Source organism: Sneathiella sedimenti, assembly GCF_017313765.1.
GTDB lineage: Bacteria > Pseudomonadota > Alphaproteobacteria > Sneathiellales > Sneathiellaceae > Sneathiella > Sneathiella sedimenti.
Genome location: NZ_JAFLNC010000004.1, coordinates 1 through 22,366, shown reverse-complemented (window position 1 = coordinate 22,366; position 22,366 = coordinate 1). Strand labels below are relative to the sequence as shown.

The window sequence follows — 22,366 nt, the reverse complement described above, 5'->3', positions numbered from 1 at the left end:
CTCCTCAGGTAATAATGCCGCTTAATTTTAGAAAGCGCACGCTTGCCGCCAGGCTTTCCTTGTTTTTATTTCGTCGGTTAACAGCTTCCGCATCCGCCCCCCAGAACTCCATGACGTGGGTTTCGTCAAGTTCACTGATCTCGAAGGCTTTCTCTGCGGTAATATGGCCATCCAGTGCCGCCAGCGCGATCACCAGAGACCCACATAATGAGGTAATATTGTGAAGGGGCGCAAGCGTCATGTCATTTTGCGCTGCGACCACCGATCGCATTTTCTCAAGTGCTTCAGGTGGCTGTGGAATATGCATCACGCCCTGGCAGACCTTCAAGGTCACCTGATGCCGTGCCTCGATCCAGCTCAGCATCGGATCCCAGGCCGCTGACTGCTTCGCAACCAGACTCGTTGGATAGGTTGCCCGGTAGCAGACCAGATCCGTTTCGCCAAAGTTCGAGATTTCGTCAACAACTTTATCCCGCTGCGGTGTAACCCGGTCTATGGCCGTTGCGGCAGCTTGCATCAAGGGCATTTTCGAGGGACGGATTTCTGTTTCCTGCGCGTCCCACTCTTCAGCGATGGCTTCTGCAAGGGCATGGGTTGGCAAGCGCAAATGCGCCTTCGCCGGTGTCTTGATCACCCGCCCATCAAGCAGAACGGAGTAAGCTCCGCCCTCTTCTTCTGCCGTCACTTTTTTGTAAAAGCGTTTCATCCCTACCCGTATTCGCGCCCTCAACCTAACAGTCGTTTGGTTTATAGAGATTACGCGAGAAAAAGCAAGTTCAGACTTGAATTTTTGAACTACTCCCGGTGCGTCTCAATGATTTCCAGCAGTTCCTCGAAACGATTGATAAGAGTCTCCGCCCCGCTCTCCAGCAGTTCCGCCTCATCATGATAGCCCCAGGTCACACCAACGCCCCGGCAGCCGGCATTTTTCGCAAGCATCATATCGAAACTGGTATCGCCGATCATATAAGTCTGCTCCGGCTTCGTACAGGCTACCGCCATCGCCTTTTCAAGCATCTGGGGATGTGGTTTCCCGGGGTTGTGATCCGGGGTCTGCAGGGAGCCGAAATACCCGTCAAGGCCATGTTGCGTGATCACGGCGTTCACGCCCCGCATGGATTTTCCCGTAGCCACCGCCATGGCGATTTTCCGGCTTGCAAGATTCTCCAGAATCTCCCGCACGCCCTCGAACAGAGGCTCGTGATGATCTACGCGAAGCCGGCGATGAAAAAACGCCGTTTTATAACCAGTGACAATCTGCTCCAGATGTGAATCGCTCAGTGGCTCACGCGCAAGATGGCGCACCGCGACGTCAGGATTTAGACCGATGGACCGGCGGATGTCCAGGTCCGTCGGCACGGGCAGCCCGGTTTCTTCAAATGCTGTTCGCATGCAGGCAATGACATTATGTGCACTATCCACCAGCGTGCCATCGCAATCGAAGACTACCAGGATATCAGGAGTCGAATTCGTCATTTATACCTGCTGCTTGACAAAACGGGCCGATGAAGAATCACCGGCCCCAATTGCTCTATTGGTTTTTGGAACGGTTGACCGCGCTTGTAATCGCCTTGAGTGAGGCCGTTACGATATTTGCATGTCGGCCAACGCCGAAGATCGGCTCACCGTTATCATCGCGCATTTCAACATAGGCGACCGCCACGGCATCAGAGCCGAAGCCGGTTGTATGTTCCCGGTAGTCATTGACCTTGAGATCAAAACCATAGGCCTGCTTGAGCGCCGACATATAGGCGTCTATCGGCCCTGTCCCAATACCTTCGACTGTGCGTTCCTTACCCTTTTCGCGGATCGTCGCGACCAGTTTGCGCCGCTCGGAGGCGTGGGTGTCCACCGTTGTATGATGATCGATAAACTCGATATCCCCCTTGGCGTTGAGATATTCATTCTCGAAGATCTCGTAGATTGTCGCCGAGGAGAGTTCCTTGCCCGTCGCATCGGTCACGCCCTGCACAACCTTGCTGAATTCAACCTGCAAAAGCCGCGGAAGCTCTATGCCATAGTCCTCTTCCAGCAGGTAGGCGACACCGCCCTTGCCCGACTGGCTGTTGACCCGGATTACCGCATCATAGTTCCGGCCGAGGTCCGCCGGATCAATCGGCAGATAGGGAATTGCCCAGAGCGGATCATTGGATTTCTTCATCGCGCCGAACCCCTTCTTAATCGCGTCCTGATGCGATCCGGAGAAAGCCGTGAAGACAAGATCTCCGCCATAAGGATGCCGCGGATGCACCGGCAGCTGGTTACAATATTCAACCGTCCGGACAACCTCGTTGATGTCGCTAAAGTCCAGCTTCGGATCGACGCCTTGGGTGTACATATTCATGGCAATATTGACCACATCGACATTGCCTGTCCGCTCGCCATTACCAAATAAGGTGCCTTCCACCCGATCCGCACCGGCCATGATACCGAATTCCGCGGCCGCAACGCCCGTACCACGGTCGTTATGGGGATGCAGACTCAGGAGTACCTTGTCCCGGTCCGGCAGGTTACGGTGCATCCATTCGATCTGGTCTGCATATATATTAGCGCTGGCAACCTCAACCGTCGCCGGCAGGTTGATGATGATCTTGTTGTCGACCGTCGGCTTCCAGATCTTCATTACCGCCGCACATACCTCGCAGGCATAATCGAGTTCCGTCTGGGTAAAGCTTTCCGGCGAATATTCCATCTGGATATGCGTTTCCGGCATTTCATCGGCAAGTTGCCGGACCAGCTTCGCGCCTTCAATCGCGATCTGCTTGATCCCGACCTTATCGAGATCGAACACCACCCGGCGCTGAAGGGTGGAGGTCGAGTTATACAGATGGACGATGGCCTGTTTCGCCCCTTTGATGCTCTCAAAGGTACGACGGATCAGCTCTTCGCGCGCTTGGGTCAGGACCTGGATTTTTACGTCATCCGGAATCTCGCCTTCCTCGATCAGGAAGCGGACAAAATCAAAGTCCGTCTGCGAAGCCGACGGGAAACCAACCTCGATCTCCTTGAAACCGAGCTCGACCAGATGGCGGAACATGCGGAGCTTGCGCTCATGCCCCATTGGCTCGATCAGGGCCTGGTTCCCATCCCGCAAATCCACGCTGCACCAGATCGGTGCTTTTTCGATGACCTTTGTCGGCCATTGTCGGTCCGGTAAATCAATCGGCGCGAAGGGCTTGTATTTTTCGCCGGGTGTGAAAGTCATGTTGAATTCCTCTTGTATCGCTTTGGACGCTGGGCGCCTCAATTTCATTTTATAGTCGGTTTAATGCAGCCTGCATACGGTCGCCGGGTGCCGCGCCTACCCGTACGACCGCAAGGAAGTCGAGAGAGCCCCCCGGAGGAGCCAAGATACTCTTCCTGCCGTAAACCGTTTAAATTTTCAGAGATGGGCGACCCGGAGGTCTTCGTTGCATACATTCGTTTACCCGACAAATTTGAGAATAGGACAGCTTTCGCCCCGGCACCAAGTTCAGAGTGCCGGGCCAATAAGTCGTAGGCTCAATAGTCGGTTCGAAATTGTCATGCGTGAAAATCTAGCGATTCAAAGTCATTAGTCAAGCCAAAAGCGGGAAATATCCCACCCGTGGCCCTACAGGCCCATATCCAGAAACGGATCTTCATAGTCATTTTCGTGAAATCCGAAAAGTTTCCAGCTCTCAGCCATATGTCGATCCAACGGTGCACTGACCGTCAGGTCATCGCCATCGGGATGGGATATGGTAATCTCCCGCGCATGCAGATGCATTTTCTTGCTGACGATCCCGTCGAGAAAAGCCTCCGGGCCGCCATATTTGCCATCCCCGACGATCGGTGTGCCAAGCGCCACGGCATGAACACGAAGTTGATGCGTCCTCCCGGTAAGTGGTTTGAACGTGACCCAAGCTGCCTTCTGTGCCGCCAGTTCAACAACGGAGTAATCGGTAATCGCCTTCTGCCCTTCCCGATCGACAACTACCTTTTCGCCGTTCGACGTGACGATCTTGGCCAGATTGTAACTGATCGTCCCTTCGCGTGGCTTTGGCACTCCGGCAAGCAAGGCCCAGTATATCTTCCGCGTTGTCCGGCGCTTGAACGCTTCTGCCAGATGCTTCGCCGCCTGACGCGTCCGACCGAGCACGAGTACACCGGACGTATCTTTGTCCAGTCGATGCACGAGGCGTGGCTTTTCCGGATAATCGAACCGCAGCCCCTCCAGCAGGCCATCAATATGCCGCTTCTGGCCACTGCCGCCCTGAACCGGCAGACCCGCCGGCTTGTTCAGTACAATCACCGAGTCGTCCATATGCAGGATCATTTGCCGAATGTCCGCCACATCCCGATCCGAGAGTTTCTCGGACTCCGGCGGGCGGGCACCCCCTGCCTGCACCGGCTTGTAGATATCATCCGGCAATGGAGGCACCCTTACGGTCTGTCCAGCCTCCAGGCGGTCATTTGCCTTGGATCGTTTCTTGTCGACGCGGATATCGCCTTTTCTGAGATGCTTTTCCAGCTGCCCATGGGTAAGGCCCGGAAAATGCGCCTTGAACCAGCGATCAAGCCGCTGGTCCGCTTCATCCTCAGTGACAATCAGATGCTGTACCCGACTCATTACAATACCGCCTTTATTAAATGCAGACCTGCGAAAAGCCCCGCGACCGAAAGCAGGACGGACATCAGGACATAACTCGCCGCTGACAATGTCTCTCCCTTTTGCACCATCAAGGCGACATCCAGGGAGAAAGCAGAAAAAGTTGTAAAGCCGCCCAGAAACCCAGTTACCAGGAAGACCCGAAGCTCCGGCGAGGGCGACCAGCGCAGTGCGATGACCTCGATCAATACCCCAATCAGGAAGGAACCGACAATATTGACGAACAAGGTTCCGTAAGGGTAGCCCGGCCCCAGCTGACGCAGCATCACCTGAGCCACGCCATACCGCGCGCAGGCGCCAAGCGCACCGCCAATCGCTACTGATAGAAACATATTCATTTGTCCGTCTTTCCGCCCCGTCTCTCCGCCCTCAGCCGCGCCCAATATTCAAGGCGCTTCTTTATATCGCGCTCAAACCCGCGCTCAACCGGAGAATAATACTGCTCGCGCTTCATTTCATCGGGAAAATAACTCTGGCCCGAAAATCCGTCTTCCGCGTCATGATCATAGGCGTAATCCTTGCCATAGCCCATATCCTTCATCATGCCCGTCGGCGCGTTCAGGATATGCTTGGGCGGCATGTGGGAGCCATGCTTGCGCGCCGCCTGCTTTGACTGCTTAAAGGCACGATAGGCAGCGTTCGATTTCGGCGCGGTGGCGAGATAGATAACCGATTGTGCAATGGCGAGATCCCCTTCCGGGGAGCCAAGAAACTGATACGCCTCCTTTGCGGCATTGGCCTGCACCAGCGCATTCGGGTCCGCCATGCCGATATCCTCGACCGCAAAACGGACAAGCCGACGCGCAATATAGAACGGATCCTCCCCGCCATCCATCATGCGCGAGAACCAGTACAGCGCCGCATCCACGTCCGAACCACGCAGCGACTTATGCAGCGCGCTGATCAGGTTATAATGACCGTCACGGTCCTTGTCATAGGCGGGCGCACGTTTTGAGATCACCTGCGATAACGCGTCTGGATCAAGCATTTCCTCACCGGAATGGAAAACAGCCTCGACCATATTCAGGAAAAAGCGGCCATCCCCGTCAGCAAGCTGTACCAACGCCGTCTTCGCCGCGTCATCGAGAGGGACTGGCCGTTCCTCTAATTCCTCAGCCCGGTCCATCAGGACGCGAAGGGACGCCTCATCATGGCGATTGAGGACCAGGACCTGACAGCGCGAGAGCAAGGCGCCGTTCAGTTCAAACGAGGGATTCTCGGTCGTTGCCCCGATCAAGGTGATCGTGCCATCCTCGACAAAGGGCAGGAAACCATCCTGCTGCGAACGATTGAAGCGATGGATCTCGTCGACGAACAGAAGGGTCCTCTTGCCGTCCTGCCGGCGCATTTTCGCGGCGTCAAAGGCTTTTCGCAGATCTGCCACACCAGAAAAGACGGCGGAAATCTGCTCAAAATGCATATTCACTTCTTTCGCAAGAAGTCTCGCGATGGTCGTCTTGCCCGACCCCGGCGGTCCCCAGAAGATAATCGACGCGAGCCAACCCCCATCGAGCATACGTTTTAGGGGCGCATCCTTTTTCAGCAGATGATCCTGGCCAACGACTTCATCAAGACGTGACGGGCGCAGACGATCTGCGAGCGGCCTGTCGGGACTTGCCTCCGGCAGGCCCGTATCGAACAGGCTGGTCATAAACTAACCTTGAAAGACAATGTCCGGCCGTTCCTCCGGATAGCGATTTGCCAGCTTCCCTGTGCCGCCTCAAGGACTTTTTTCGCCTGTTCGATATTCGTGATTTTTTCGCCGTTGACCCGGACCAGAATATCTCTTGGTCGCAGACCATACCTTTCGGCAACGCTCCCCTTAATTGTACCGGCGACAACAACCCCTTCCGAGAAAGCGGCAAGCCCCAGTTCAAGTGCGTAAGCCGGCGACAGGTTGCCGACCACTGATCCTGACAGGGGGTGGCGTCCGGTCAATGTCTCTATGGCTCGTGCCGGAATTTCGGGCGCCGGCTGCAGTTCCATCTCAATTGTTGTCCGTGTCCCGTCCCGATAGACCCCAAGACGTGCCGTCTTGCCGAGAGGACTGGCGGCTACCCGAAAGAGCAATGTTTCCGGGTTCAAAACCTCTTTATCATCAATCGAGATAATTACGTCACCGACACGCAGGCCGGCCTGATAAGCCGCACTGTTTGGATGGATGCGATTGACCAGGACGCCGCCCGGCTTTTCAAGGCCGAGGCCATCGGCGACATCACTCGTGATTTCTTGCCCGCTTGCACCAAGCCAGGGGCGCACGACCTTACCTGTTGCAAGGCCATTCGTGAGCACGGCTTTCACCAGATTGGCGGGAATGGCAAACCCAATACCGAGGGAGCCGCCACTTTTGCTGAAAATCGCCGAATTTATGCCGGCAATCTTTCCTTCCATTGTCAGGAGTGCGCCGCCGGAATTTCCCGGGTTAATCGCGGCATCCGTCTGGATAAAGGACTGGATATCATTGGCGACGCCCGCACTTCGATCAAGAGCGGAGATGATACCGCTGGTCACTGTCTGTCCAACCCCGAACGGGTTGCCAATGGCGATAACAAGATCACCGATTTCAAGGGTATCGGAATCAGCAAACTCCAGAAACGGGAGCCGTTCCCCCTCCACATCTATTTTCAGGACCGCTAGGTCGGTCCGTTCATCCGAAATAATCACGCGCGCATCAAACTCACGGCGGTCGGAAAGCGCCACCGTAATCTCATCGGCCCCGTTGACAACATGATAATTGGTAACGATGACACCCTCGCCGTCCACCAGCACCCCTGAACCCAGTGAATTCTGGATATGTTGCCGCTGACGCTGTGGCCCGAAATTATGACCAAAGAAGCGCTTAAAGAATGGGTCATCAAACAGGCTGGGCCGGCTCTGGGTCACGCGGGTCTTGGTGAATATATTGACAACCGCAGGCACAGCCTTCTTAACCAGCGGGGCGAAGGAGAGCATGATTTGCGCCTGGTTCTGGGGGACCACATCCTCAGCCTGGGCGGGAGCGCCTGCTGCAACCAAGACGGCCAGGAAAATACCGGATGTCAGTTGCCGGAAATATCTGTTCATTCGTGTAAAACCGGATTCTAGTGATGTACGCTATGTCTCTGTATAGATGCCCATACTAGCGTGTTTTTCAAGCCGTTGTCAGCCTGCCGGGCACCTAGCCGAAAAAAAAGGCAGCCCCGGGGACTGCCTTTTTCAATTCTATAGTGGAGCCGTCTTACGCAACGGCTTCCGCTTCTAATTCGTCCATATCTGCGTTCTGGTCTGGACCGGAATCCTGTCCCTTGGCATCCACGTCCCGTTCAACCAGCTCGATAACGCCCATCGGGGCCGCGTCGCCTGTACGGAAACCCGCCTTCAGGACACGGGTATATCCGCCGTTGCGTTCCGCATACCGCTCACTCAGCGTAGAGAAGAGCTTGTCGACTGCCGATTTCTCATGCAGCTCAGCCAAAGCTTGCCGACGTGCATGAAGACCGCCGCGCTTGCCAAGCGTAATCAGCTTTTCGACGATAGGACGCAGTTCCTTCGCCTTAGGCAGTGTCGTCTGGATTTGCTCATGCTTGATCAGGGATGCTGCCATATTGGCAAACATCGCCTTACGATGAGCAGATGATCTGTTGAGCTTACGCCCGGATTTACGATGCCGCATTTTTCTTACTCCACAGCGAGTGTTGCTGTTCTAAAAAGGTTCTTCCAGCCGTTTGGCCATGTCTTCAATATTTTCCGGCGGCCAGTTCGGCACTTCCATGCCGAGATGGAGGCCCATCTGTGCCAGAACTTCCTTGATCTCGTTCAAGCTCTTGCGGCCGAAGTTCGGGGTCCGCAGCATTTCCGCTTCGGTCTTCTGGATGAGATCACCGATATAGACGATGTTGTCGTTCTTCAGGCAGTTCGCCGACCGAACGGAAAGTTCAAGTTCATCGACCTTGCGAAGCAGGTTCCTGTTGAATTCAGGTTCCTGGCTTTCTTCCTTGACGACAACTTCTTCCGGCTCATCGAAGTTCACGAAGAGCTGGAACTGCTCCTGCAGAATACGCGCAGCAAATGCCACCGCGTCTTCGGGAGATACTGTGCCGTTGGTTTCCACCTTCAACGTCAGCTTATCATAGTCAAGAACCTGCCCTTCGCGGGCCGCTTCGACCTTGTAGCTAACCTTGCGAACCGGGCTATAGAGGCTGTCCATCGGGATCAACCCGATCGGCGCATCTTCCGGATGATTATTGACGCCCGGTACATAGCCCTTGCCGGTGTCGACATTCATCTCCATAGAGATGGAGGCACCGTCATCCAGGGTCATGAGAACCAGGTCCGGATCCATAATCTCGATATCCGGGCCGGTTTCGATCATGCCAGCTGTTACTTCGCACGGACCTGAAGCTTTCAGCACCATGCGCTTCGGGCCATCGGAATGCGCCCGGATGGCCAGTGTTTTCAGGTTCAGAACGATATCCGTCACATCCTCGCGCACACCGGCGATCGAGGAAAATTCATGCAAAACATTATCGATTTGAATGGACGTGATGGCGGCGCCCTGAAGGCTCGACAGCAAAACGCGACGAAGCGCGTTGCCCAATGTCAAACCAAACCCTCTTTCCAAAGGTTCCGCAATAATCGTGGCTTCCCGATCGCTCTGCTCACCCGGCTCTACGGAGAGGTTCGCCTGGATCAGATCTTTCCAGTTTTGCTGAATCACGGTATTGACCTCATAGTTTTGCAGGCCCACCTTGGACCTGCGACATCTAGACAAATAGCAATACAGGCACTAGGCCCGTATCGATATGCATTAATCCGTTAAACGCGGCGGCGTTTTGGCGGACGGCATCCATTGTGCGGAATGGGAGACACATCACGGATTGACGTGATATTGAAGCCCACTGACTGTAATGCCCGCAACGCCGATTCGCGCCCGGAACCAGGACCCTTGACTTCTACTTCAAGGGTTTTCATACCATGATCCATGGCCTTTTTACCCGCGTCTTCCGCAGCAATCTGTGCGGCAAACGGAGTCGATTTACGTGACCCTTTAAAGCCCTGTGATCCCGCCGATGACCAGGCGATGGCGTTGCCCTGGGCGTCTGTGATCATGATCTTCGTATTATTGAAGGAGGCGCTTACATGTGCGACACCTGAAATAATGTTTTTACGTTCGCGGCGTTTAACGCGTGTCTTCTCACGTGCCATGTTACTTCTTCTTTCCAGCGATAGCTTTGGCCGGACCTTTACGGGTGCGGGCGTTGGTATGGGTACGCTGACCACGGACCGGCAGGCCACGACGATGGCGCAGGCCACGGTAACAACCAAGATCCATCAGACGCTTAATATTCATTGAGGTTTGACGGCGCAGATCACCTTCAACGATATGGTCGTTGTCAATGGTCTCGCGAATCTTCACAACTTCAGCGTCGCTGAGCGCGTTCACACGCACTTCCGGCGCCAGTCCGACGGTCGTGCAGATTTCTTTAGCCTTTGCAGGGCCAATTCCATGAATATAGGTCAGTGCAATCAATACCCGCTTATTCGTCGGAATATTTACACCAGCAATACGAGCCACGCTAGTCTCTCCTCATCACCAAAACGGGTCGTCCTGACCCGGTTATCTCAAGCGCCTCCTGAGAAGCGCGCGATTATATAATTTTGTGTTACCTAGTCAACAGTTTAGATTGTCGGCAGGGCCGCTTCTATTTCTGCTGTCACTTCATCAATACCAGCCATGCCATCGACCTGCTTCAGGATACCTTTGCCCCGGTAATACGGGAGCAAGGGAGCCGTCTGCTCATGATAGGCTGTGAGCCGAGACTTTACCGTCTCGGCATTATCGTCGCTGCGGCGGGTAAACTCGGTGCCACCGCATTTATCGCAAACTCCCTCGACCTTCGGTTTCAGGAATATATCATGGTATCCGGCGCCACAGTTCGCGCAAGTATAGCGACCCGTGATCCGTTCGACCAGAATGTCGTCGTCGGTTTTCATCTCAATAACGGCATTCAGCTTGAGGCCTTTTTCAGCCAGCATCCTATCCAGTGCTTCGGCTTGCGCTTCAGTCCGCGGAAAACCGTCCAGAATCACGCCGTTCTTGCAATCCGGCTGATCCAGTCGATCTGAAATGATTCCCGTCATGATGTCGTCGGACACAAGCTCGCCCCGCTCCATCACAGCCTTGGCCTTTTTACCGACTTCCGTTCCCGCAGCAACAGCCGCCCGCAACATATCCCCCGTTGAGAGCTGCACCAAGCCATGCTTGTCCTGCAACCGCTGTGCCTGGGTTCCTTTCCCGGCACCTGGTGGCCCCAAAAGAATCAAAATCATTTACGCCGTCCCCCGAGCTTTGACTTTTTGATCAGCCCTTCATACTGATGGGCGACAAGATGGCTTTGAATCTGCGCCACCGTATCCATGGTGACAGACACCACGATCAAGAGGGAAGTTCCGCCGAAGTAAAAAGGAACGGCCCATTGAGAGACGAGAATTTCCGGCAGGATACAAACCAGAGAAAGATATGCTGCGCCGACTACCGTCAATCTCGTCAGTACGTAATCTAGATATTCCGACGTCCGTTTTCCGGGACGAATACCCGGCACGAAGCCGCCATGCTTCTTCAGGTTATCCGCCGTATCATCAGGATTGAATACGACTGCCGTATAGAAAAAGCAGAAGAACACGATCCCCGCGATGTATAGCATCAGATAGATCGGCTGCCCATGACCCAGCATCGCTGTCAGGCTGTTCAGCCAATCCGGACCGGAACCGGCGCTAAAGCTTGCGACCGTCGTCGGCATCAGCAACAGCGAGGAGGCGAAAATCGGAGGAATAACGCCCGCCGTGTTCAGTTTGAGCGGCAAATGCGAATTCTGGCCACCATAGGTCTTGTTGCCGCGCTGACGCTTTGGGTACTGAATCAGGATCCGCCGCTGCGCCCGCTCCATAAAGACGATGAACGCGATGACCGCAACCGCCATAACCAGGAGCAGCAAAATAACAAAAGTTGACAACGCACCAGTCCGGCCGAGTTCCAATGTCCCGACAAGCGCACTTGGCAATTCCGCAACAATTCCGGCAAAAATAATCAGCGAGATACCATTACCGACGCCGCGCGCCGTTATCTGCTCACCCAGCCACATCAGGAAAACGGTACCGGAAACAAGCGTTACCACCGTGATCATACGGAAATGCATGCCCGGATCGATAACAGCCGACTGTCCGTTGGACAATGTCAGCCCTTCAATACCTGCGGCAATACCGTAACCCTGCAATGCCGCCAGCAAAACCGTGCCATAGCGCGTATACTGATTGATCTTCTTGCGTCCGGCCTCGCCCTCTTTCTTAAGTTGGGCCATCTGCGGCGAAATCGACGTCATCAGCTGCATGATAATCGACGCCGAGATATAGGGCATGATGTTAAGCGCAAAAATCGTCATGCGGCCGAGGGCACCGCCCGCAAAAACGTCAAACATTCCGAGGATGCCCCCGGAATTCTGCGCAAAGACGTCAGCCAGGATCGTCGGATCGACACCGGGAATTGGAATATAGGTCCCGATCCGGTAAACGATCAGGGCAAAGAGCGTGAACCATAAACGCTTCTTGAGTTCCGTTGCCTTGGAAAAGGCACCGAAACTCATGGTGGAAGCCATTTGCTCTGCTGCTGACGCCATTTAAAAATTCTCCCGAAGGTACGGCTTCAAACCGCCCCGCCGATGTATTTACTCGCTTGTTGCCGCTTTTGCCGCCAGAAGAGTGACTTTGCCGCCGGCCTTCTCGACTGCTTCAAGTGCGGATTTCGACGCACCAGCAACCTCGAAGTTAACTTTGGCCTTCAATTCACCCTTTGCAAGGAGACGAACGCCATCACCGATTTTTCCGACAACACCGGCCTGCTGCAGCAGCTCTGCCGTAATCGTCTGTTTCGGGTCCAGCTTGCCGGCGTCAATTGCCGTCTGTACCCGACCGATGTTAGCGACAGCAAAGTTCTTGCTGAAGATATTTTTAAAGCCGCGTTTCGGCAGCCGGCGGTAGATCGACATCTGGCCGCCTTCAAATCCCTTGATGGCAACGCCGGAACGTGATTTCTGACCCTTCTGGCCGGATCCGGAAGTTTTGCCCTTGCCGGAACCGATACCCCGACCGACGCGCATCCGATTCTTGGTGCTGCCTTCGTTGTCGGCTAGTTGATTTAAACGCATGTTCAATATTCCTTAATCAGACCGGTTCGGGTCCTATTTGGACTCGTCAACCTGTACCAGGTGATTCACCTTGCGGATCATACCGCGCACGGCGTCGGTGTCTTCTACCTCTACCGTGCGGTGCATTTTATTCAGACCCAATCCAACCAACGTCGCCCGCTGGTTTTTCGGGCGGCCGATCGGGCTACCCGTCTGGGTGACTTTGATCGTTGATTTAGCCATCGACCTTTTCCTTTCCTGCATCGGCGCCACGGCGACCCACTACCTCGGAGACCTTCTTGCCGCGTTTCGCCGCAATCATTCTAGGGGAGTTCATCGCTTTCAGAGCTTCGAACGTCGCCTTGACCATGTTGTAAGGGTTGGATGTCCCGATGGACTTCGTCACCACATCCTGCACGCCCAGGGTCTCGAAAACGGCACGCATCGGACCACCGGCGATAATACCGGTACCAGCAGGTGCTGAACGAAGAACCACACGGCCCGCACCGAAGCGTCCCTGTACGTCATGATGCAGCGTCCGGCCTTCACGGAGCGGCACCCGCACCATGTTGCGTTTCGCGGCTTCAGTCGCCTTGCGAATGGCTTCCGGTACTTCACGGGCCTTACCGTGACCGTAGCCAACGCGGCCCTTCTGGTCACCGGCGACAACCAGTGCGGCAAAGCCGAACCGACGGCCACCTTTTACAACCTTGGCCACACGGTTAATGTAAACCAGCTTATCGACGAATTCTGAATCGCCTTTTTCGTTTTGATCAGGTCTCAACATCGTCAATTCCCCTAGAAGGACAAGCCGCCCTCACGGGCAGCATCGGCAAGGGCTTTGACCCGGCCATGATATTTGTAACCGCCGCGATCGAACGCGACTTCCTTGACGCCAGCCTTGATGGCCCGCTCGGCAATCAACTTGCCGATAGCGGCAGCGGCTTCCTTGTTACCGCCGCTTTTCAGCGTGTTGCGCAGGTCCTTTTCGAGGCTGGAGGCAGACGCGAGAGTCTTGCCTGCAGCATCGTCAATAACCTGAACATAAATCTGCTGTAGCGTACGGTGCACTGACAGCCGCGGACGGCCTGAAGACACCTTGCGAAGCTGGGTCCGATTTCTCCGCCGACGGCGGTCGAACAATTCTTTTGAGTTTGCCATGGTCGGTTCCTACTTCTTCTTGCCTTCTTTGCGGAAGATATATTCGTCCGCATATTTGACACCCTTGCCCTTGTAGGGCTCTGGCTTCCGGTAAGAACGGATAACGGCCGCTACCTGGCCAACCCGCTGCTTGTCGGCGCCCGAAATCTCAATCGTCGTCGGCTGTGGACATTTGATCTCAATTCCGTCCGGGATCGGGAAATCGACATCATGGCTGAAACCGAGGTTCAGCTTCAATGTCTTGCCCTGTACCGCGGCACGGTAACCAACGCCAACAACTTCCAGCGTTTTGGTGAACCCATTAGAGACACCTTCTACCAGGTTGTTCAGCAACGTCCGCTGCAGTCCCCACATCTGACGGCCACGGATATTGTCTGTGCGCGGCTTGACCCAGATCTTGTCATCTTCACGGCTGACAACAACTTCATCAACAAAGGTCATGCTCATCACGCCCTTGCTGCCTTTGACTGTTACATCACTACCGGAGAGCTGGACATCCACACCAGAAGGAATCGTCACCGGATGTTTTCCAATTCGAGACATGATACCTCCTAATACAACTTACACAGTACTTCGCCACCGACATGGGCATCACGTGCCTCATTGTCTGACAAAACACCGCTAGGGGTGGAAAGAATGGCTACACCCAGTCCGTTACGGATGGTCGGCAGGTCCTTCACGCCGGTATAAACCCGACGACCAGGCTTCGACACCCGGCTGACATGCTCGATCACGCCCTTGCCCTGATAATATTTCAGTTCAATGGTAACTTCCGGCTTGCCTTTTTCCGGCTCTGCCACTTCATAGCCGCGAATGTAACCTTCACGCTTCAGCGCTTCCAGCACACTCAGCCGCAATTTAGACGACGGGCTCTTGATGGAGCTTTTCATGGCCCGCTGACCATTACGGATACGGGTCAGCATATCGCCGAGGGGATCACTTAATGACATTTCTGTATCTCCCTACCAGCTCGATTTAACCATGCCCGGAATTTGACCATTGGACGCCATGTCGCGCAGGCCAATACGGGAAAGTTTCAGTTTACGGTATACACCGCGCGGACGACCTGTCAGTTCACAACGATTGCGGACACGGGTCTTGGAAGAATTCCGCGGTAGTTCCGCCAGCTTAAGCCGCGCAGCGAAACGTTCTTCCTGCGGCAATTCCTCGTTCTTGCTGATCGACTTCAGCTCTGCACGCTTGGCTTCGTATTTCTCGACCAAACGGCGGCGCTTCAGGTCTCTCTCGACAGCACTTTTCTTAGCCATTTCAATTAACTCCTTGGATCAATTAATCTTGAACGGCATGCTGAAACCACTCAGAAGCTCACGCGCTTCTGCGTCGGTTTTGGCTGTCGTACAGATTACGATATCCATTCCCCGTACATCCACAACATCATCGTAATGGATTTCCGGGAAGACCATTTGTTCCTTCAGGCCCATGGCATAGTTGCCCCGGCCGTCAAAACTCTTTTCAGAAACACCGCGGAAATCCCGAACACGCGGGAGCGCGATATTGATTAGCCGGTCAAGAAACTCATACATCTGGTTCTTGCGCAGCGTCACCTTCGCTCCGATCGGCATTCCTTCACGCAATTTGAAGGTCGCGACGGATTTCTTGGCGGTCGTGACAACTGGCTTCTGACCGGAGATCTTAGCCAGTTCACTCTCTACCGATTTGATTTTCTTCGAATCGGCAACCGCTTCCCCGCACCCAACATTGATGACAATCTTTTCCAGTTTTGGAATCTGCATCTCGTTGGCGTAGGCGAATTTTTCCTGGAGCTGCTTACGCAGCTCTTCATTGTAAAATTTCTTAAGTCTTGGCGTCGTCATCGAACTGCCCTCTATATATCAATGACTTCGCCGGAGCGCTTGGCGAAGCGAACTTTCCGGCCGTCATCAAGATTTTTGTAGCCAACACGGGTTGCCTTGCCGTCTTTCGGATCCTGCAGGGCAATATTGGAGATATGGATCGTCGCTTCTTTCTCGACGATGCCACCCTGGTCTGCCTGGCTCGGTTTCGTATGGCGTTTCACCATGTTGATGCCGGAAACAAGCACACGACGGTCCTTGCGAAGAACGCTCAGAACCTCACCAGTACGGCCCTTATCCTTGCCCGTGAGGACAACAACCTTGTCGCCCTTTTTCACTGCGAATTTTTCAGCCATTAGAGAACCTCCGGCGCAAGAGAGATAATTTTCATGTAATTCTTGCTTCTGAGTTCACGTGTCACCGGGCCGAAAATACGGGTCCCGACGGGCTCGCCCTGCTTGTTAATCAAGACAGCGGCGTTGGAATCGAAGCGAATTGCCGATCCGTCAGCGCGGCGAATTTCTTTCTTTGTGCGCACGATGACAGCTCTCTGAACGTCACCTTTTTTGACGCGGCCGCGCGGAATCGCTTCTTTCACGGAGACAACAATCACGTCTCCGATGGAAGCGGTTTTCCGTTTTGAACCACCCAAAACTTTAATGCACTGCACCTGCCTTGCACCGGAATTATCGGCGACCTCCAGGTTGGTTTGCATTTGAATCATAGTCGTTTACCTTCGTTTGGTATCAACACTGTTTACTTAAGCGACGCTTAAAGAACTTCCCAACGCTTCAGTTTCGAATAGGGCGCACATTCCTGAATACGGACTGTATCGCCTACCTTGAACTGATTCTTCTCGTCATGGGCGTGGTACTTTTTCGACTGGCCTATGTATTTCTTATATAGCCGATGCATCACTTGACGCTCGACTTTGACAACGACAGTCTGGTTATTCTTGTCGCTGACAACTGTTCCTTGCAGGATACGCTTTGGCATCGTTTTCTCTCCTAAGACGCAGCGCTAGCTGACATCACCGTTTTAATGCGGGCGATATCCCGCCGCACCTGGCGTTGGCGCGCCGTATTCTCCAATTGGCCACTGGCTTTCTGAAAGCGCAAATTAAACTGCTCCTTTTTCAGTTGAAGCAGTTCCGCCTTTAGTTCATCAGCCGTTTTGCCCAGTAAATCCTGTGCTTTCATGGTCAATTTCCTTCACCTATGCGGGTCACGAAACGGGTTTTAATCGGCAATTTCGCCGAGCCCCTCTCGAACGCTTCACGAGCGATTTCGAGCGGGACACCGTCAAGTTCGAACATAATTTTTCCAGGCTGAACACGAACCATCCAATATTCCGGTGAGCCCTTACCCTTACCCATCCGAACTTCGGTTGGTTTTTTGGATACAGGCACATCCGGGAATATACGAATCCAGACACGTCCAGCACGTTTGATATGGCGTGTTACTGCACGTCGAGTCGCCTCGATTTGCCGTGCGGTAATACGTCCGGGCTCAACAGCTTTCAGGCCATAGGCGCCGAAGTTCAGCGTTGTACCTGAAGTTGCGACTCCCTTCAAGCGCCCTTTATGCGCTTTACGAAATTTTGTGCGCTTCGGTTGAAGCATGACATCACCCCTTTACTTAATTCCGACGGGCGCCGGGACGACCCGCAGGGCGGCCACCAGCCTGTTGTTTTTCTGCAAGTTTGTCCTGAGCCATTGGATCGTGCTCAAGAATCTCGCCTTTATAGATCCAGACCTTGATCCCGATGATCCCATAAGTGGTCAAAGACGATGCGGTTCCATAGTCAATGTTCGCGCGAAGCGTATGCAGCGGCACCCGACCTTCACGATACCATTCTGTCCGGGCAATTTCTGCACCGCCCAGCCGGCCGGCACAGTTGATCCGGATACCTTCCGCACCGAGACGCAACGCCGACTGAACAGCCCGCTTCATTGCCCGACGATAAGAGACACGGCGTGCCAGCTGCTGACCGATATTCTCGGCGACAAGCTTCGCATCGATTTCCGGCTTGCGGACTTCGACGATATTCAAATGCACTTCGGAGTTTGTCATCTTGGCAATCGCAGACCGCAGCTTTTCAATGTCTGCACCCTTCTTACCAATGATAACGCCGGGACGCGCGGAATGAATGGTGATCCGGGCCTTCTTGGCCGGACGCTCAATCACGATCTTGCTGATGCCCGCCTGCTCCAGCTGTTTTTCAAGATATTCGCGGATGCGGACATCTTCATGCAACAGCTTGGCGTAATCATCTTTGGCGTACCAACGCGAATCCCAAGTCCGGTTAATGCCGACCCGAAGGCCAATTGGATTTACTTTTTGACCCATTACTCTTGCTCCTCGCGCTCACGAACAATAATCGTGATATTGCTGAAAGGTTTCAGGATCGGGCTGGAACGCCCCCGCCCCCGTGGCCGCATGCGCTTCATCACCAGGGACTTGCTGACATAGGCTTCGGAGACATAGAGCTGATCTACGTCCAGCTGATGGTTGTTTTCCGCATTAGCAATTGCGGACTGCAACACTTTCCGAACTTCCGGTGCAATTCCCCGCTTGGAGAAGCTGAGTTCGGTCAGTGCCGCTTCCGCGGACTTGCCACGAATGAGGCCGGCTACCAGGTTCATTTTCTGCGGGCTCACACGAATGCGATTGCCAACGGCGCGCGCTTCCGTGTCTTTTAGTTGCCGCTTGAGTGAGGGTTTACCCATGATTAGTTTCTCCGAGCCTTTTTATCAGCCGCGTGGCCGTAATATGTCCGTGAGGGAGAGAATTCCCCAAACTTGTGACCCACCATGTCCTCATCCACCAACACCGGAACAAACTTCTGGCCGTTGTATACGCCAAAGGTTAGCCCCACAAACTGCGGGAGAATGGTTGACCGGCGAGACCAGGTCTTGATTACTTGTTTTCTGCCGCCCTCGCGCGCAGCTTCCGCTTTCTTCAGCAGATAGCCGTCGACAAAAGGACCTTTCCATACAGAACGTGCCATGTTGCGCTCCTACTTCTTCCGCTTGAGCGGACGGCGCCGCATAATCATTTTATCCGTGGACTTGTTTGAACGAGTCCGTTTACCCTTTGTCGGTACACCCCAAGGAGATACCGGATGGCGACCACCGGAAGTCCGGCCTTCACCACCACCATGTGGATGATCCACCGGGTTCATCGCGACGCCGCGAACCGACGGACGCTTGCCGAGCCAACGGGACCGTCCCGCCTTCGCCAATTTGATGTTCTTCTGATCCGGGTTGGATACCGCACCGACCGTTGCCATGCATTCGCCGGGGACAATCCGCTGTTCACCAGACGCCAGGCGAAGCTGGGCATAACCTGCATCCTTGCCGATCAGCTGAACATAGGTACCTGCGGCACGTGCCATCTGGCCACCCTTGCCCGGCTTCATCTCCACGTTATGGATGATGGTACCGACCGGCATGTTCTTCATGGGCATCGCGTTGCCCGGCTTGATATCGACATTCTTGCCTGAAATCACCTTATCACCGGCGGAGATCCGCTGCGGCGCAAGGATGTAGGCTTGCTCGCCATCTTCATAACGGATCAATGCGATAAAGGCAGACCGGTTCGGGTCATACTCAAGCCGTTCCACCGTTGCCGGGACGTCAAACTTGTTCCGCTTGAAGTCTACGATACGGTAGGTCCGCTTGTGCCCGCCACCACGACGACGTGCCGTGATCCGCCCATAATTATTGCGACCGCCTTTTCCAGACAACCCTTCTGTCAGGGTCTTGACCGGCTTTCCCTTATGCAGGTCAGACCGATCAACAAGGATCAATCCACGCTGCGCAGGAGTAGTCGGTTTATAATTCTTCAACGCCATAGTTTAAATCCCCGCCGTCACATCGATGGCCTGACCCTCGGCAAGGGTCACCACTGCCTTCTTGTAATCAGACCGTTTGCCAACATGGCCCCGGAAACGCTTAACCTTACCTTTGACGCGGTTGGTGTTTACGTTCGTGACCTTGACATCAAACAGTTTTTCAACTGCTTGCTTGATCTGAGGTTTCGTCGCATCCAGTGCGACACGGAATGTCACCTGATTAAACTCTGATCCCATCGTCGACTTCTCAGTCACAACCGGGCCCAGCAGGATGTCGTATAGATTTTCCTGGTTCATTTCAGTCGAGCCTCCAGGCTTTCTACTGCGCTTTTCGTCAGCACGAGTGTGTCGCGGCGAAGAATGTCATAGACATTGGCGCCGTTTGACGTCAGCAAGTCCACTCTTGGCAGGTTGCGGGTGGAAAGCGCAAAATTCTTTTCCATTTCCGAACCATCTACGATCAGGGTCGAATCCCAACCGAGCGCCTTGAACTTTCCGGCCATTTCTTTGGTCTTGATGTCCTTGGCTTTCAGCTCATCCACAATGATCAGCTTGCCTTCAGCGTGCTTTGTGGAAAGCGCTGTTTTAAGCGCAAGCTTGCGAACCTTCTTCGGCAGGTCATGCGCGTGACTGCGAACAACCGGCCCATGGGCCACACCACCGCCGCGCTGATGCGGAGCACGTTTCTGACCCTGACGGGCACGACCCGTGCCTTTTTGCTTGAACGGCTTCTGACCGGTACCGGAAACTTCCGCGACACCCTTGATCTTGTGGGTGCCAGCCCGACGACCTGCCAACTGGTAGCGCACCATGCGCTGCAGCAGATCGGCACGCGGAGCCAAGCCAAAGACCTCTTCCGCCAGCTCAATATCGCCGGCTTTTTTATTCTCGAGGTTAATTACATTTACCTTCATCTCAGCCGTCCTTTACTCTTCCGTTGCCGTATCGGCAGCGGAGGTTTCTTCGACAGGTGTATCTGCCGGGGCGGTTTCTTCAACCGACTCCGACGCTCCGCCTTTAGCTACGAATGCGGCCGGATAGGGAGCATCGCCATGACGCGGCTTTTTCACTGCGTCGGCAATATAAACCCAGGATCCCTTGGAACCAGGAACGGCTCCTTTCAGGAGAACCAGGCCGCGATCCTTATCTGTAGAGACCACTTTCAAATTCTGCGTCGTTACCCGTGCTGCACCCATGTGACCGGCCATCTTCTTTCCTTTGAAGACTTTGCCCGGATCCTGACACTGGCCAGTTGAACCATGTGCACGATGCGAAACAGACACACCATGAGACGCCCGCATACCACCAAAGTTATGCCGCTTCATCGCACCGGCAAAACCTTTACCGATACTGGTGCCGACAACATCGACAAACTGGTCGGACACGAAGTGATCTGCCGTCAATTCTGCACCGACATCGACAAATCCGTCGTCACCGACACGAAATTCAGCCAGTTTCATTTTCGGCTCAACTTCGGCTTTGGCAAAATGGCCGCGCAACGCCTTGTTGACGTTTTTGACCTTCGCCTTGCCAACACCGAGCTGCATCGCGTTATAACCATGCGTTTCAGTTGTCCGGTGAGCAACAACCTGACAGTTGTCAACGGCGAGAACGGTTACCGGAATATGGGTACCATCTTCCGCGAACACCCGGGTCATCCCCAGTTTTTTTGCGATCAATCCACTACGCATTTCGATCACCCCAATAACTTGATGGACACATCGACACCAGCTGCGAGGTCCAGTTTCATGAGAGCGTCCACCGTCTGTGGCGTCGGCTCAACGATGTCCAGAAGCCGCTTGTGGGTCCGGATTTCGAACTGCTCCCGCGACTTCTTGTCAATATGCGGGCCGCGCAGGACCGTATATTTGTCAATATGCGTCGGCAGCGGAATAGGTCCACGAACCTGAGCACCAGTGCGCTTGGCCGTATTTACAATTTCACCTGTTGAAGCATCAAGAACACGATGATCATACGCTTTCAGGCGGATGCGGATATTTTGGTTTTCCATTACTCTGGTCACTCCAGAAGAGAAACAAGGCAGCCCCGAAGGGCTGCCAGAATTAATTTATTCGGTTACGGATGCGACGACGCCGGCGCCGACGGTACGGCCACCTTCGCGAATTGCGAAGCGCAGGCCTTCATCCATGGCGATCGGTGCGATCAACTCGACATCCATCGTCACGTTATCACCCGGCATCACCATTTCCGTGCCTTCAGGAAGCGACACAACACCCGTCACGTCCGTCGTCCGGAAATAGAACTGCGGACGATAGTTCGTGAAGAACGGTGTATGACGACCGCCCTCTTCCTTCGTCAGGATGTAGGCCTCAGCCTTGAACTTCGTATGCGGCGTGATCGAGCCCGGATGCGCCAGAACCTGGCCGCGCTCAACATCTTCACGCTTCGTACCACGCAGCAGGACACCCACGTTGTCGCCAGCCTGACCCTGGTCAAGCAGCTTGCGGAACATCTCAACGCCCGTGCAGGTCGTCTTCGTCGTCGGGCGAATGCCGACAATCTCGATTTCCTCACCAACCTTCACAATGCCGCTTTCAACACGTCCGGTCACAACCGTACCACGACCCGAAATCGAGAACACGTCCTCAATCGGCATCAGGAACGGCTTGTCAATCTGACGCTCCGGCTGCGGGATGTATTCGTCAACCGCCGCCATCAGCTTCAGGATCGCTTCCTTGCCAATCTCGTCGTCCCGGCCTTCAAGCGCCGCAAGCGCTGAACCACCG

35 protein-coding genes are annotated in these 22,366 nt (G+C 54.4%); all 35 read right to left on the bottom strand.

Translation table 11 applies throughout. The features are described from left to right. Positions 1-4 precede the first annotated feature (4 nt). Positions 5-706 carry an ATP12 family chaperone protein gene (locus J0X12_RS11800; RefSeq protein ID WP_207045975.1) on the bottom strand — a complete coding sequence of 234 codons (702 nt, stop codon included), beginning with the start codon at positions 704-706 and terminating at the stop codon, positions 5-7. 89 nt (positions 707-795) lie between these two features. Then, entirely contained in the window at positions 796-1,476 is a 681-nt protein-coding gene (locus J0X12_RS11795) for an HAD-IA family hydrolase (protein WP_207045973.1), read from the bottom strand. A 55-nt stretch (positions 1,477-1,531) separates the two neighbouring features. Next, entirely contained in the window at positions 1,532-3,205 is a 1,674-nt protein-coding gene (gene leuA, locus J0X12_RS11790) for a 2-isopropylmalate synthase (protein WP_207045971.1), read from the bottom strand. Positions 3,206-3,592: 387 nt separating this feature from the next. Beyond that, positions 3,593-4,591 (bottom strand): RluA family pseudouridine synthase, encoded by a 999-nt coding sequence (locus tag J0X12_RS11785; protein ID WP_207045969.1) that lies wholly within the window; start codon positions 4,589-4,591, stop codon positions 3,593-3,595. Then, positions 4,591-4,968: a fluoride efflux transporter CrcB gene (gene crcB / locus J0X12_RS11780; protein ID WP_353890843.1), complete on the bottom strand. Its 378-nt coding sequence runs from the start codon at positions 4,966-4,968 to the stop codon at positions 4,591-4,593. The genes J0X12_RS11785 and crcB overlap by 1 nt, the downstream gene beginning before the upstream one ends. Beyond that, entirely contained in the window at positions 4,965-6,281 is a 1,317-nt protein-coding gene (locus J0X12_RS11775) for a replication-associated recombination protein A (RefSeq protein WP_207045965.1), read from the bottom strand. The genes crcB and J0X12_RS11775 overlap by 4 nt, the downstream gene beginning before the upstream one ends. Further along, positions 6,278-7,693, bottom strand: a complete 1,416-nt coding sequence (locus tag J0X12_RS11770; protein ID WP_207045964.1) for a DegQ family serine endoprotease — start codon at positions 7,691-7,693, stop codon at positions 6,278-6,280. The genes J0X12_RS11775 and J0X12_RS11770 overlap by 4 nt, the downstream gene beginning before the upstream one ends. A 154-nt stretch (positions 7,694-7,847) precedes the next feature. Then, the gene (gene rplQ, locus J0X12_RS11765; RefSeq protein ID WP_207045962.1) at positions 7,848-8,282 is read right to left on the bottom strand and encodes a 50S ribosomal protein L17; all 435 of its coding nucleotides are present in this window, start codon (positions 8,280-8,282) and stop codon (positions 7,848-7,850) included. A 30-nt stretch (positions 8,283-8,312) separates the two neighbouring features. After that, complete coding sequence (locus tag J0X12_RS11760; RefSeq protein ID WP_207045961.1) at positions 8,313-9,326, bottom strand: DNA-directed RNA polymerase subunit alpha; 1,014 nt, start codon at positions 9,324-9,326, stop codon at positions 8,313-8,315. A gap of 98 nt (positions 9,327-9,424) precedes the next feature. Further along, a complete protein-coding gene (gene rpsK, locus J0X12_RS11755) occupies positions 9,425-9,814 on the bottom strand; it encodes a 30S ribosomal protein S11 (protein ID WP_207045960.1) in 390 nt (129 codons plus the stop codon). A gap of 1 nt (position 9,815) precedes the next feature. After that, complete coding sequence (gene rpsM / locus J0X12_RS11750; RefSeq protein WP_207045955.1) at positions 9,816-10,184, bottom strand: 30S ribosomal protein S13; 369 nt, start codon at positions 10,182-10,184, stop codon at positions 9,816-9,818. 104 nt (positions 10,185-10,288) lie between these two features. After that, positions 10,289-10,939, bottom strand: a complete 651-nt coding sequence (locus J0X12_RS11745; protein ID WP_207045954.1) for an adenylate kinase — start codon at positions 10,937-10,939, stop codon at positions 10,289-10,291. Beyond that, positions 10,936-12,282, bottom strand: a complete 1,347-nt coding sequence (gene secY / locus J0X12_RS11740) for a preprotein translocase subunit SecY (RefSeq protein WP_207045952.1) — start codon at positions 12,280-12,282, stop codon at positions 10,936-10,938. Before secY ends, J0X12_RS11745 begins: the two co-directional genes overlap by 4 nt. A gap of 48 nt (positions 12,283-12,330) precedes the next feature. After that, a complete protein-coding gene (gene rplO / locus J0X12_RS11735) occupies positions 12,331-12,810 on the bottom strand; it encodes a 50S ribosomal protein L15 (RefSeq protein ID WP_207045950.1) in 480 nt (159 codons plus the stop codon). Between the two features lie 33 nt (positions 12,811-12,843). Further along, positions 12,844-13,032 carry a 50S ribosomal protein L30 gene (rpmD, locus tag J0X12_RS11730; protein ID WP_207045949.1) on the bottom strand — a complete coding sequence of 63 codons (189 nt, stop codon included), beginning with the start codon at positions 13,030-13,032 and terminating at the stop codon, positions 12,844-12,846. After that, complete coding sequence (gene rpsE, locus J0X12_RS11725; protein ID WP_207045947.1) at positions 13,025-13,576, bottom strand: 30S ribosomal protein S5; 552 nt, start codon at positions 13,574-13,576, stop codon at positions 13,025-13,027. Before rpsE ends, rpmD begins: the two co-directional genes overlap by 8 nt. Positions 13,577-13,587: 11 nt before the next feature. Then, positions 13,588-13,950, bottom strand: coding sequence for a 50S ribosomal protein L18 (rplR, locus tag J0X12_RS11720; protein WP_207045944.1), 363 nt, complete (start codon positions 13,948-13,950; stop codon positions 13,588-13,590). 9 nt (positions 13,951-13,959) lie between these two features. Continuing rightward, positions 13,960-14,493, bottom strand: a complete 534-nt coding sequence (gene rplF / locus J0X12_RS11715; RefSeq protein WP_207045942.1) for a 50S ribosomal protein L6 — start codon at positions 14,491-14,493, stop codon at positions 13,960-13,962. An 8-nt stretch (positions 14,494-14,501) separates the two neighbouring features. Continuing rightward, complete coding sequence (rpsH, locus tag J0X12_RS11710; RefSeq protein ID WP_207045940.1) at positions 14,502-14,900, bottom strand: 30S ribosomal protein S8; 399 nt, start codon at positions 14,898-14,900, stop codon at positions 14,502-14,504. A gap of 12 nt (positions 14,901-14,912) precedes the next feature. Further along, entirely contained in the window at positions 14,913-15,218 is a 306-nt protein-coding gene (gene rpsN / locus J0X12_RS11705; RefSeq protein WP_207045938.1) for a 30S ribosomal protein S14, read from the bottom strand. 18 nt (positions 15,219-15,236) lie between these two features. Next, a complete protein-coding gene (gene rplE, locus J0X12_RS11700; protein ID WP_207045929.1) occupies positions 15,237-15,785 on the bottom strand; it encodes a 50S ribosomal protein L5 in 549 nt (182 codons plus the stop codon). A gap of 11 nt (positions 15,786-15,796) precedes the next feature. Next, positions 15,797-16,120, bottom strand: coding sequence for a 50S ribosomal protein L24 (gene rplX, locus J0X12_RS11695; RefSeq protein ID WP_207045927.1), 324 nt, complete (start codon positions 16,118-16,120; stop codon positions 15,797-15,799). Then, positions 16,120-16,488, bottom strand: coding sequence for a 50S ribosomal protein L14 (gene rplN / locus J0X12_RS11690; RefSeq protein ID WP_207045925.1), 369 nt, complete (start codon positions 16,486-16,488; stop codon positions 16,120-16,122). The genes rplX and rplN overlap by 1 nt, the downstream gene beginning before the upstream one ends. Before the next feature lie 47 nt (positions 16,489-16,535). After that, a complete protein-coding gene (rpsQ, locus tag J0X12_RS11685) occupies positions 16,536-16,760 on the bottom strand; it encodes a 30S ribosomal protein S17 (protein WP_207045923.1) in 225 nt (74 codons plus the stop codon). 11 nt (positions 16,761-16,771) lie between these two features. Next, positions 16,772-16,963: a 50S ribosomal protein L29 gene (gene rpmC / locus J0X12_RS11680; protein WP_207045920.1), complete on the bottom strand. Its 192-nt coding sequence runs from the start codon at positions 16,961-16,963 to the stop codon at positions 16,772-16,774. A gap of 2 nt (positions 16,964-16,965) precedes the next feature. Then, positions 16,966-17,385 (bottom strand): 50S ribosomal protein L16, encoded by a 420-nt coding sequence (gene rplP / locus J0X12_RS11675; RefSeq protein ID WP_161315716.1) that lies wholly within the window; start codon positions 17,383-17,385, stop codon positions 16,966-16,968. A gap of 16 nt (positions 17,386-17,401) precedes the next feature. Next, entirely contained in the window at positions 17,402-18,112 is a 711-nt protein-coding gene (rpsC, locus tag J0X12_RS11670; RefSeq protein ID WP_207045918.1) for a 30S ribosomal protein S3, read from the bottom strand. After that, the gene (gene rplV, locus J0X12_RS11665; protein WP_207045916.1) at positions 18,112-18,492 is read right to left on the bottom strand and encodes a 50S ribosomal protein L22; all 381 of its coding nucleotides are present in this window, start codon (positions 18,490-18,492) and stop codon (positions 18,112-18,114) included. The genes rpsC and rplV overlap by 1 nt, the downstream gene beginning before the upstream one ends. 2 nt (positions 18,493-18,494) lie before the next feature. Beyond that, the gene (rpsS, locus tag J0X12_RS11660) at positions 18,495-18,773 is read right to left on the bottom strand and encodes a 30S ribosomal protein S19 (protein ID WP_207045907.1); all 279 of its coding nucleotides are present in this window, start codon (positions 18,771-18,773) and stop codon (positions 18,495-18,497) included. 9 nt (positions 18,774-18,782) lie between these two features. Further along, entirely contained in the window at positions 18,783-19,619 is an 837-nt protein-coding gene (rplB, locus tag J0X12_RS11655) for a 50S ribosomal protein L2 (RefSeq protein WP_207045905.1), read from the bottom strand. A gap of 3 nt (positions 19,620-19,622) precedes the next feature. Next, on the bottom strand, positions 19,623-19,916 hold the full coding sequence (locus J0X12_RS11650) for a 50S ribosomal protein L23 (protein ID WP_207045903.1): 294 nt from the start codon (positions 19,914-19,916) through the stop codon (positions 19,623-19,625). Then, positions 19,913-20,533, bottom strand: a complete 621-nt coding sequence (rplD, locus tag J0X12_RS11645; RefSeq protein ID WP_207045901.1) for a 50S ribosomal protein L4 — start codon at positions 20,531-20,533, stop codon at positions 19,913-19,915. Before rplD ends, J0X12_RS11650 begins: the two co-directional genes overlap by 4 nt. Before the next feature lie 12 nt (positions 20,534-20,545). Continuing rightward, on the bottom strand, positions 20,546-21,310 hold the full coding sequence (rplC, locus tag J0X12_RS11640) for a 50S ribosomal protein L3 (protein ID WP_207045900.1): 765 nt from the start codon (positions 21,308-21,310) through the stop codon (positions 20,546-20,548). A 5-nt stretch (positions 21,311-21,315) separates the two neighbouring features. Beyond that, entirely contained in the window at positions 21,316-21,630 is a 315-nt protein-coding gene (gene rpsJ, locus J0X12_RS11635) for a 30S ribosomal protein S10 (protein ID WP_161315724.1), read from the bottom strand. Between the two features lie 57 nt (positions 21,631-21,687). After that, positions 21,688-22,366 (bottom strand): EF-Tu C-terminal domain-related protein (locus J0X12_RS11630; protein WP_273543421.1); only part of this gene is annotated, 679 nt, incomplete at its 5' end.

Bases quoted from the DNA above. Each gene is read 5' to 3' on its own strand.
- rpsN (WP_207045938.1), bottom strand. From the start codon at position 15,218: ATGGCTAAGAAAAGTGCTGTCGAGAGAGACCTGAAGCGCCGCCGTTTG.
- rplN (WP_207045925.1), bottom strand. From the start codon at position 16,488: ATGATTCAAATGCAAACCAACCTGGAGGTCGCCGATAATTCCGGTGCA.
- rpmD (WP_207045949.1), bottom strand. From the start codon at position 13,032: ATGGCTAAATCAACGATCAAAGTCACCCAGACGGGTAGCCCGATCGGC.
- rplC (WP_207045900.1), bottom strand. From the start codon at position 21,310: ATGCGTAGTGGATTGATCGCAAAAAAACTGGGGATGACCCGGGTGTTC.
- rplV (WP_207045916.1), bottom strand. From the start codon at position 18,492: ATGGGTAAACCCTCACTCAAGCGGCAACTAAAAGACACGGAAGCGCGC.
- J0X12_RS11785 (WP_207045969.1), bottom strand. From the start codon at position 4,591: ATGAGTCGGGTACAGCATCTGATTGTCACTGAGGATGAAGCGGACCAG.
- rpsC (WP_207045918.1), bottom strand. From the start codon at position 18,112: ATGGGTCAAAAAGTAAATCCAATTGGCCTTCGGGTCGGCATTAACCGG.
- secY (WP_207045952.1), bottom strand. From the start codon at position 12,282: ATGGCGTCAGCAGCAGAGCAAATGGCTTCCACCATGAGTTTCGGTGCC.
- J0X12_RS11650 (WP_207045903.1), bottom strand. From the start codon at position 19,916: ATGAACCAGGAAAATCTATACGACATCCTGCTGGGCCCGGTTGTGACT.
- J0X12_RS11775 (WP_207045965.1), bottom strand. From the start codon at position 6,281: ATGACCAGCCTGTTCGATACGGGCCTGCCGGAGGCAAGTCCCGACAGG.
- rplO (WP_207045950.1), bottom strand. From the start codon at position 12,810: ATGCGTTTAAATCAACTAGCCGACAACGAAGGCAGCACCAAGAATCGG.
- rpsE (WP_207045947.1), bottom strand. From the start codon at position 13,576: ATGTTGAGACCTGATCAAAACGAAAAAGGCGATTCAGAATTCGTCGAT.
- rplQ (WP_207045962.1), bottom strand. From the start codon at position 8,282: ATGCGGCATCGTAAATCCGGGCGTAAGCTCAACAGATCATCTGCTCAT.
- crcB (WP_353890843.1), bottom strand. From the start codon at position 4,968: ATGAATATGTTTCTATCAGTAGCGATTGGCGGTGCGCTTGGCGCCTGC.
- rpsQ (WP_207045923.1), bottom strand. From the start codon at position 16,760: ATGCCAAAGCGTATCCTGCAAGGAACAGTTGTCAGCGACAAGAATAAC.
- rpsS (WP_207045907.1), bottom strand. From the start codon at position 18,773: ATGGCACGTTCTGTATGGAAAGGTCCTTTTGTCGACGGCTATCTGCTG.
- leuA (WP_207045971.1), bottom strand. From the start codon at position 3,205: ATGACTTTCACACCCGGCGAAAAATACAAGCCCTTCGCGCCGATTGAT.
- rplB (WP_207045905.1), bottom strand. From the start codon at position 19,619: ATGGCGTTGAAGAATTATAAACCGACTACTCCTGCGCAGCGTGGATTG.
- rplD (WP_207045901.1), bottom strand. From the start codon at position 20,533: ATGAAGGTAAATGTAATTAACCTCGAGAATAAAAAAGCCGGCGATATT.
- rpsK (WP_207045960.1), bottom strand. From the start codon at position 9,814: ATGGCACGTGAGAAGACACGCGTTAAACGCCGCGAACGTAAAAACATT.
- J0X12_RS11745 (WP_207045954.1), bottom strand. From the start codon at position 10,939: ATGATTTTGATTCTTTTGGGGCCACCAGGTGCCGGGAAAGGAACCCAG.
- J0X12_RS11800 (WP_207045975.1), bottom strand. From the start codon at position 706: ATGAAACGCTTTTACAAAAAAGTGACGGCAGAAGAAGAGGGCGGAGCT.
- J0X12_RS11795 (WP_207045973.1), bottom strand. From the start codon at position 1,476: ATGACGAATTCGACTCCTGATATCCTGGTAGTCTTCGATTGCGATGGC.
- rpsH (WP_207045940.1), bottom strand. From the start codon at position 14,900: ATGTCATTAAGTGATCCCCTCGGCGATATGCTGACCCGTATCCGTAAT.
- rplF (WP_207045942.1), bottom strand. From the start codon at position 14,493: ATGTCTCGAATTGGAAAACATCCGGTGACGATTCCTTCTGGTGTGGAT.
- J0X12_RS11770 (WP_207045964.1), bottom strand. From the start codon at position 7,693: ATGAACAGATATTTCCGGCAACTGACATCCGGTATTTTCCTGGCCGTC.
- rplX (WP_207045927.1), bottom strand. From the start codon at position 16,120: ATGGCTGAAAAATTCGCAGTGAAAAAGGGCGACAAGGTTGTTGTCCTC.
- rplR (WP_207045944.1), bottom strand. From the start codon at position 13,950: ATGGCAAACTCAAAAGAATTGTTCGACCGCCGTCGGCGGAGAAATCGG.
- rplE (WP_207045929.1), bottom strand. From the start codon at position 15,785: ATGACGACGCCAAGACTTAAGAAATTTTACAATGAAGAGCTGCGTAAG.
- rpmC (WP_207045920.1), bottom strand. From the start codon at position 16,963: ATGAAAGCACAGGATTTACTGGGCAAAACGGCTGATGAACTAAAGGCG.
- rpsJ (WP_161315724.1), bottom strand. From the start codon at position 21,630: ATGGAAAACCAAAATATCCGCATCCGCCTGAAAGCGTATGATCATCGT.
- rplP (WP_161315716.1), bottom strand. From the start codon at position 17,385: ATGCTTCAACCGAAGCGCACAAAATTTCGTAAAGCGCATAAAGGGCGC.